Origin of the sequence: Streptomyces sp. MS06 (assembly GCF_047200655.1) — a bacterium.
In the GTDB taxonomy this organism is placed as follows: Bacteria; Actinomycetota; Actinomycetes; order Streptomycetales; family Streptomycetaceae; genus Streptomyces.
On the sequence record NZ_JBJZOJ010000050.1, the window covers coordinates 51,117 to 59,407 of the forward strand.

General features: G+C 74.5%; 6 protein-coding genes. 5 read left to right on the forward strand and 1 reads right to left on the reverse strand.

Annotation, left to right across the window (positions count from 1 at the left end; all coding sequences use genetic code 11):
* Positions 1–31: 31 nt before the first annotated feature.
* From pheS to ACL02U_RS24280, 5 genes are all read left to right on the forward strand, one after another.
* Positions 32–1,153 carry a phenylalanine--tRNA ligase subunit alpha gene (pheS, locus tag ACL02U_RS24260; RefSeq protein ID WP_412793031.1) on the forward strand — a complete coding sequence of 374 codons (1,122 nt, stop codon included), beginning with the start codon at positions 32–34 and terminating at the stop codon, positions 1,151–1,153.
* The gene (locus ACL02U_RS24265; RefSeq protein ID WP_412793032.1) at positions 1,153–3,702 is read left to right on the forward strand and encodes a phenylalanine--tRNA ligase subunit beta; all 2,550 of its coding nucleotides are present in this window, start codon (positions 1,153–1,155) and stop codon (positions 3,700–3,702) included. Before pheS ends, ACL02U_RS24265 begins: the two co-directional genes overlap by 1 nt.
* A 379-nt stretch (positions 3,703–4,081) precedes the next feature.
* Entirely contained in the window at positions 4,082–5,161 is a 1,080-nt protein-coding gene (locus tag ACL02U_RS24270; RefSeq protein WP_412793033.1) for a PP2C family protein-serine/threonine phosphatase, read from the forward strand.
* A 513-nt stretch (positions 5,162–5,674) separates the two neighbouring features.
* On the forward strand, positions 5,675–7,015 hold the full coding sequence (locus ACL02U_RS24275; protein WP_412793034.1) for a transcriptional regulator: 1,341 nt from the start codon (positions 5,675–5,677) through the stop codon (positions 7,013–7,015).
* A gap of 188 nt (positions 7,016–7,203) precedes the next feature.
* Positions 7,204–7,749 (forward strand): NUDIX hydrolase, encoded by a 546-nt coding sequence (locus tag ACL02U_RS24280; RefSeq protein ID WP_412793035.1) that lies wholly within the window; start codon positions 7,204–7,206, stop codon positions 7,747–7,749.
* A gap of 36 nt (positions 7,750–7,785) precedes the next feature.
* Here the strand turns inward: ACL02U_RS24280 and ACL02U_RS24285 are convergent, their stop codons facing one another.
* Positions 7,786–8,043, reverse strand: a complete 258-nt coding sequence (locus ACL02U_RS24285; protein WP_412793036.1) for a hypothetical protein — start codon at positions 8,041–8,043, stop codon at positions 7,786–7,788.
* Between the last annotated feature and the right edge of the window lie 248 nt (positions 8,044–8,291).

Here is an 8,291-nt window from a genome sequence, read left to right on the forward strand (position 1 = left end):
ATCCGCCAGCCAATCGGAAGCACGGGAAGAGATGTCGGCACCCAATAAGTCGTACGACCCTGTCGAGGTCGAGGCCTTGAAACCGGAAGAGATCGAGCGCATGCGGGACGAGGCGCTCGCCGCCTTCGCCGCCGCGGACTCCCTCGACGCACTCCAGGAGGCCAAGGTCGCCCACACCGGCGGCGCCTCCCCGCTGGCCCTCGCCAACCGGGAGATCGGCGCGCTGCCCCCGCACGCCAAGGCGGACGCCGGCAAGCGCGTCGGCCAGGCCCGCGGCGCGGTGAACAAGGCGTTCGCCGCCCGCCAGACCGCACTGGAGGCCGAGCGGGACGCGCGGGTGCTGATCGAGGAGGACGTCGACCTCACCCTGCCGTACGACCGCGTACCGGCAGGCGCCCGCCACCCGCTGACCACGCTCTCGGAGCGCATCGAGGACGTCTTCGTGGCCATGGGCTACGAGGTCGCCGAGGGCCCCGAGGTGGAGGCCGAGTGGTTCAACTTCGACGCCCTCAACATCGGTCCCGACCACCCCGCGCGCGGCGAGCACGACACCTTCTTCGTGCAGGGCCCGAAGGGCGGCACCGAGTCCGGCGTCGTGCTGCGCACCCACACCTCCCCCGTGCAGATCCGCTCGCTGCTCGGCCGCGAGCTGCCGGTCTACGTGATCTGCCCCGGCCGGGTGTACCGCACCGACGAGCTGGACGCCACGCACACCCCGGTGTTCCGCCAGGTCGAGCTGCTCGCCGTCGACGAGGGCCTGACCATGGCCGACCTCAAGGGCACCCTGGACCACATGGTCCAGTCCCTCTTCGGCGAGGGCATGAAGACCCGGCTGCGGCCGAACTTCTTCCCGTTCACCGAGCCGAGCGCCGAGATGGACATGGTCTGCTACGTCTGCCGCGGCGAGTCCGTCGGCAACCCCGACCGGCCCTGCCGCACCTGCTCGTCCGAAGGCTGGATCGAGCTCGGCGGCTGCGGCATGGTCAACCCGCGGGTGCTCACCGCCTGCGGCGTCGACCCGGAGAGGTACAGCGGCTTCGCCTTCGGGTTCGGCATCGAGCGGATGCTGATGTTCCGCCACAACGTCGAAGACATGCGAGACATGGTCGAGGGTGACGTCCGGTTCACCCGACCCTTCGGGATGGAGATCTGATGCGGGTCCCGCTTTCCTGGCTGCGGGAGTACGTCGACCTGCCGGCGACGGAGACCGGCCGCGACGTGCAGGCCAGACTGATTTCGACCGGTCTGGAGGTCGAGACCGTCGAGCACCTGGGCGCCGACCTCGAGGGACCCCTGGTCGTCGGCCGGGTGCTGACCGTCGAGGAGCTCGAGGGCTTCAAGAAGCCCATCCGCTTCTGCACGGTCGACGTCGGCGAGGCCAACGGCACCGGCGAGCCGCAGGAGATCGTCTGCGGCGCCCGCAACTTCACGCAGGGCGACAAGGTCGTCGTCGCGCTGCCCGGCGCGGTGCTGCCCGGCGACTTCCGCATCGCCGAGCGCCAGACCTACGGCCGGATGTCCCGCGGCATGATCTGCTCCAGCGACGAGCTGGACATGGGCGACGACGGCAGCCACGGCATCATCGTGCTGCCGCCGGAGACCGAGGTCGGCAGGGACGCCGTCGAGCTGCTGGAACTGGTCGACGAGGTGCTGGACATCGCGGTCACCGCCAACCGCGGCGACTGCCTGTCCATCCGCGGTGTCGCCCGCGAGGCCGCCATCGCCTACGGCCTGCCGCTGCGCGACCCGGCACTGCTCGACGTCCCGGCCCCGAACGAGTACGGCTACCCCGTCGAGGTCGCCGACCCGGCCGGCTGCGACCGCTTCACCGCGCGCACCGTCAGCGGCCTCAGCCCCGAGGCCCGCTCCCCGATCTGGCTCCGGCGCCGCCTGCAGAAGGTCGGCGTGCGCCCGATCTCGCTCGCCGTCGACATCACCAACTACGTGATGATGGAGCTCGGCCAGCCGCTGCACGCCTACGACCGCAAGCTGGTCCGGGGCACCGTCGGCGTCCGCCGGGCCGAGCCGGGCGAGAAGCTCACCACGCTCGACGGCGTCCAGCGCAGCCTCGCCCCGGAGGACCTGGTCATCGTCGACGACCGGGGCCCGATCGGCCTGGCCGGCGTCATGGGCGGAGCCGACACCGAGATCGCCGACCACCCCGGGTCCGGGGCGCAGCCGACCGGGGAGGCCGCCGAGGGGGCGGCGAACCCGACGACCGAGGTGGTGATCGAGGCCGCGCACTTCGACGCCGTCTCCGTCGCCCGCACCGCCCGCCGCCACAAGCTGTCCTCCGAGGCGTCCCGCCGGTTCGAACGCGGCGTCGACCCGCAGGCGGCCGCGGCCGCCGCGCAGCGCACCGTCGACCTGCTGGTACTGCTGGCCGGCGGCACCGCCGAGGCCGGCGTCACCGAGGTCGCCGCCCCCGAGGTGCCCCGCACCCTCACCGTTCCGGCCGACCACCCGGACAAGGTCGCGGGCGTCGCCTACGGCCGCGAGACCGTCGTACGGCGGCTGCAGCAGATCGGCTGCGACGTGTACGGGCAGGACGAACTCGTCGTCACCGCGCCGTCCTGGCGTCCCGACCTCGCCGAGCCGAACGACCTGGCCGAGGAGGTCATCCGCCTGGAGGGCTACGAGGAGCTGCCCTCCACGCTGCCCAAGCCGCCGTCCGGCCGGGGCCTGACCCACCGGCAGCGCCTGCACCGCAGGGTGGGCCGCGCCCTGGCCGGCGCCGGCTACGTCGAGGCCCCGAGCTACCCGTTCCTCAGCGAGCAGGTCTTCGACCAGCTCGGACTGGATGCCGACGATCCGGCCCGCAGGGTCGTGAAGCTGACCAACCCGCTCAGCGACGAGGAGCCGGCCCTGCGCACCTCGCTGCTGCCGGGTCTGCTCGGCGCCCTGCGCCGCAACGACGGGCGCGGCTCGCACGACCTGGCGCTGTTCGAGACCGGGCTGGTCTTCCACCCGCTCCCGGAGCAGCGGACCGCGGCCGCCCTGCCGGTGGACCGCCGCCCCACCGACGAGGAGATCGCCGAGCTGGACGCCGCGCTGCCCGAGCAGCCGCGCCATGTCGCCGCCGTCCTCGCCGGAGCCCGCGAGCAGGCCGGCTGGTGGGGTGCCGGCCGTCCCGCCGACTGGGCCGACGCCGTCGAGGCGGCCCGCACCGTCGCCCGCGAGGCCGGTGCCGAACTGGTCGTCCGCAAGGGCCAGTACGGACCCTGGCACCCGGGCCGCTGCGCCGAGCTGGCGGTGTCCGTCGACGGCACCGAGCGGATCGTGGGCCACGCGGGCGAACTCCACCCCCGCGTCCTGAAGGCCCTCGGCCTGCCGGCCCGCACCTGCGCGATGGAGCTCGACCTGGACGCGCTGGAGGAGGTCGGCGAGGACACCCCGCAGGCCCCGCGCATCTCCACCTTCCCGGTCGCCACCCAGGACGTCGCCCTGGTCGTGGACCGGCCGGTCCCGGCCGCCGAGGTCGAGGCCGCGCTGCGGGAGGGCGCCGGCGCGCTGCTGGAGTCCATCCGGCTGTTCGACGTCTACGAGAACGACGACCAGCTCGGCGAGGGCCGCAAGTCGCTGGCCTACGCGCTGCGCTTCCGGGCCGCCGACCGGACCCTGACCGTCGACGAGGCGTCGGCGGCGAGGGACTCCGCGGTGTCCCTCGCCGGCGAGCGCACCGGGGCGGTGCTCCGCGCCTGAGCGTGCTGCCGGAGACGCACCGAGACGCCGTCGGCCCTCCCGCGACACCGCGGGAGGGCCGACGGCATCCGGCATCCGGCGTCCCCCGGACCGGCTGCCGGAGCGCTGCCGTCCCTGCCCGGTCGGCCCGGTGGGCTCGGTGGGCCCGGTGGGCTCGGTGGGCTCGGTGGGCTCGGTGGGCTCGGTGGGCTCGGTGGGCTCGGTGGGCTCGGTGGGCTCGGTGGGCTCGGTGGGGCGGAACGTGCACAGCCCGGTCACCTCCGTTCGGGTGAGGTTTGCGGGCGGCCTGTTCTTCCGGGAGGGGAAGTCGAAAGAATTCGGACCGACCTTTCGGGGCCGTTCCGTCCGCGCGCCCGGTCCTACTTGGGGGGCCATCGACATGTTCCGCACCAGGCCTCCGAGTCGCCGCATCGTGGCGCTGGGGCTGCCCACCCTGTGGGGTGCCGTGGCGATCGCCTACCGGGTGCTGTGCCCGCTGTCCCGGCACGGCGGGCTGGCGGAGCGGATCGCCACCAGCGCGGTCTTCTTCGCGGTGGGCACCGGTCTGGTACTGCACGTGCGGAGCACCCTGCTGTACGAGCTCAGGCAGGCCCGCCGGGTCGCCGACACCGCACAGGAGGTGGTGCTGCGACCGCCTCCCGCGCGCGTCGACGGACTGCGCACCGCCGCGGCCGTGCTGTCCGCCGACCGCGGTGCCGCGGTCGGCGGCGACCTCTACGACATCGTCGCCACCGAGCACGGGGTACGCGCCGTCATGGGCGACGTACGCGGCCACGGCATCGCCGCCCTGGGCACGGTGGCCGCACTGCTCGGCAGTTTCCGGGAGGCCGTGCACGACGAGGCCGACCTCGCCGGGGTGCTGCACCGCCTGGACCGCACCCTCGCCCGCCATCTGCACGAGCGGGCCCGCACCGAGCACCCCGCGGCCGGCCGGCCCCTCGACGCGCCCGTCGCCGAGGAGTTCGTCACCCTCCTGCTGCTGGAGATCGACGGCGACGGCGAGGTCCGCGCCCTGAACTGCGGACACCCCTGGCCGTTCCTGCTGACCGGCACCCGCGTCGAGCGCCTCGCCCGCACCGACCCGCTGCCCCCACTCGGCGCGTTCCCGCTCCCTGACCGGCCCGCTCCCGTCCGCTGCCGGGCCCTGCTGCCGGGGGAGACACTCGTACTGCACACCGACGGGGCGGAGGACGCCCGGGACGCCCGGGGCCGCTTCTTCCCCCTGCACGCCACACTGGCCGGAGCCGTGCGTGTCGCGCCGCTCTCGCCGCAGACCCTGCTGCGCACCGTGCTCAAGGCCCTCCTGCGGCACACCTCCGGCGCCCCGGCGGACGACGTGGCACTGCTGGTGCTGAGCAACGACCGGCGGCGCGGGCCGTCGCCGGAGGCGCCGGAGCCGGCACCGGAGGCCACCGGCCGTCCGCACGCGACGGCACCCCTCGAACGCAGGGGAGCATGACGGCCGTTCGGGCACGGGCGGGTGCGGGCACAGGGCCGGCCGGTCGCGGGCGGCCACGGTACGGCGGTACGGGGGAGCGGTGGATGCGAGGCGTGGGGCCCGGCGCGGTGGCCGGGAGCCGGCGCCGGCCCGGACGGTGCCGCCGCCGGCGGCCGTCCGCCCTGCCGCGGAGTGTCGGGCAGACAGCCGGGCGGACGGCGCGGAGGCGGGCCGCCGCATTTTTCGAGGGGGAGCCGGCGGCCCGGCCGGCCTCTTGCGAGGTCCCTCAGTCAACCGGCCGGAGACGCTCCGCGACAGTGCGCGCACCCTGCGGATGCGCGCACTCCGTTCACACCCCGTGTGAAGGCGGTTGCCGTGCCCTCCCGTGGCAGGGCAGGGGGCGCCGCACGCCGGAGTGCCGCGTCCGGTGTCCGGCCGCGGCGCCGGTGCCGAAATTCCGTTCGTCCTGCCGAAGGGCGGCGCGACGCGGGCTCCAGGCTCTAGTCTGTCGGCACCGAGCCACCGGGGGCACCGATGCAGCCCAACACTCTGCTGGACGCGATCCTGGACGAGGCCGGCATCTCGCACGCCGGCCTCGCCGCGCACGTCAACCAGGCGGGCCGGGCCCGCGGTCTGGCGCTGCGGTACGAACACACCGCCGTCGCACGGTGGTTGAAGGGTCAACGGCCGCGCGGCCAGGTGCCCGATCTGATCTGCGAGGTGCTCGCGGCCCGGCTGTGCCGTACGGTCACCCTCGACGCCATCGGCCTGGGAGTCCCGGGGCAGCCGGCCGCCGTGCACGGCAGCTCGCTGTCCGGTTTCGTCGAGCGGGCCACCGCCCTGTGGCGCTCCGACGAGCAGGCGCGTCCGCACCTGCTCGGCGCGCCCGCGCTCACCGGCACGCCCGCGGTGATGCCGGTGTGGGAGTGGGAGAACCCGCCCGAGGACGTGGACGTCTCCCGCGGCGGCCGGCACCGGGTGACGCCGGCCGACCTGGAGATGCTGCGCGCCGCCCGCACCCACTACGAGCAGATGTACCGCAAGGCCGGCGGCGTCGCGACCCGCGCCCGCATCGTCGGCTTCCTCAACACCGAGGCCGCCCCGCTGCTGCGCGGCGGCTACACCGACGCCACCGGCCGCCAGCTCCACCGGGCCACCGGCGGGCTGGTGGCCGTGGCGGGCATCTGCGCCTACGACTCCGACGCGCACGGGCTGGCCCAGCGCTACTTCCACCAGGCGCTCAGACTCGCCAAGGCCAGCGGTGACCGGGGGCTCGGCGCCTACGTGATCGCGCTGCTGGTCAACCAGTCCCTGTTCATGCGGGAGTACCGGCAGGCCGTCGCCTTCGCCGAGGCGGCGCTGCGGGCCGCGGGGAAGCACATCACGCCCGCGCTCGCCTCCGACCTGTACGCGATGCAGGCCAAGTCCTACGCACACCTCGGCGACGGGACGAGCGCGCTGTCCTGCATCCGGCGTGCCGAGACGGCCGCCGAACGGATCCGGCGCGGCCACGAGCCCGACGAGACCGGCTATGTCCAGCCGGGTCTGGTCAACGTCCAGGTGGCTGAGGCGCTGCTCAGCCTCGGCGAGCTGCGGGCCGCGCAGGAGCACGCGGCGGCGGCGGTGGACAACCCCGCCCACGACCGCGGGCGGGTGCACCGGCTGGCGATGCTGAGCACGATCGAACTGCGCCAGGGCAACGCCGAGAAGGCGGTGGCCACGGCCGTACGGATGGCGGAAGCCGCTCGGGGAATGGAGTCCCAGCGGCTGCGGGACAGGCTCCGCGAGGTCCGCGAGCATCTGGTGCGCAGCGCCTCGGCCGGTACCGCCGAGGCGGCCGAACTCATCGACGGCGCCCTGCGCGTACCGCTGTAACCGTCCGCCCGTCCGCCCGTCCGCCCGTCCGCCCGTCCGCCCGTCCGCCCGTCCTGCGGCCCGCGCCGCGCCCTGCTCCATGCGCCCCGTTGACGCTCCCCCTGTCTCCCCGGTGGCGCTTCGCGCGCCTGCTCGGGCATGACGCCTGCTGCGATATTGCCATCTACCTGACGGAAGGTGGCAGAACCGTGCAGTGGACGAAACAGAACGAACAGACTGTGTACTCGAACCGCTGGTTCCGGGTGAACCTCGCGGATGTCGAACTGCCGGACGGCCGGCACCTCGACCACTTCCTCATACGGCTGCGGCCGGTCGCCGCGGCGACGGTGGTGAACGAGGCCGACGAGGTCCTGCTCCTGTGGCGCCACCGATTCATCACCGACAGCTGGGGATGGGAACTCGCGGCGGGCGTCGTCGAGGACGGCGAGGACATCGCCCGCGCCGCCGCCCGGGAACTGGAGGAGGAGACCGGCTGGCGGCCGGGACCGCTGCACCACCTGATGAGCGTGGAGCCGTCGAACGGCCTCACCGACGCCCGGCACCACCTCTACTGGGCCGACGAGGCCGAGTACCTCGGGCACCCCGTGGACGACTTCGAGTCCGACCGCCGGGAGTGGGTGCCGCTCAAGCTCGTACCCGACATGGTCGCCCGCGGGGAGGTTCCCGCCGCCAACATGGCTGCCGCGCTGCTGCTCCTGCACCACCTCCGGCTCGGCCGGGACGGCGTGCGCTGACCGCCACGGCGCCCGGAGCGCACGGCGGTACGGTGCTCAGCGTCCGAGGGCCTGCCAGACGGCGACGACGAGTGCGCCGACGGCCGAGACGGCGACGAGCGACGGCAGCGGCCAGCGCGCGTGTTCGAGCGAGACGATCCGGGTGCTCAACTCGTCGACCTCCTTCGCGGTCTCCTCGGTGCGGTGCCGGAGCAGGGCGAGGCCCCCCTCGACGCGGGCGTTGCCCACCTCGAGCCGGCGGCGTAACTCCGCGAGTTCTCCATGGACGACGGGATGCTCGGGACCGGCGGTCACAAGTCCGCTCCTCTCTCGGGTCGTTGACGTTCCCTGCATGTGCATGAGGAGTCAACCCGCCTGCGGCGCCCCTGGGGAGAGTGTGCGGTCGGCATATGCGGGCCCGGTGCGCACACGGGGTGCGCACGCCGCGGGGGGGGGGAGGGGGGGGGGGAGGGGGGGGGGGGGGGGGGGGTGGTTGGGGGGGGGGGGGGGGGGGGGGTGTGGGGGGGGGGGGGGGGGGGGGGGGGGTCCCCCCCCCCCCCCCC

Bases quoted from the DNA above. Each gene is read 5' to 3' on its own strand.
- pheS (WP_412793031.1), top strand. From the start codon at position 32: ATGTCGGCACCCAATAAGTCGTACGACCCTGTCGAGGTCGAGGCCTTG.
- ACL02U_RS24265 (WP_412793032.1), top strand. From the start codon at position 1,153: ATGCGGGTCCCGCTTTCCTGGCTGCGGGAGTACGTCGACCTGCCGGCG.
- ACL02U_RS24270 (WP_412793033.1), top strand. From the start codon at position 4,082: ATGTTCCGCACCAGGCCTCCGAGTCGCCGCATCGTGGCGCTGGGGCTG.
- ACL02U_RS24275 (WP_412793034.1), top strand. From the start codon at position 5,675: ATGCAGCCCAACACTCTGCTGGACGCGATCCTGGACGAGGCCGGCATC.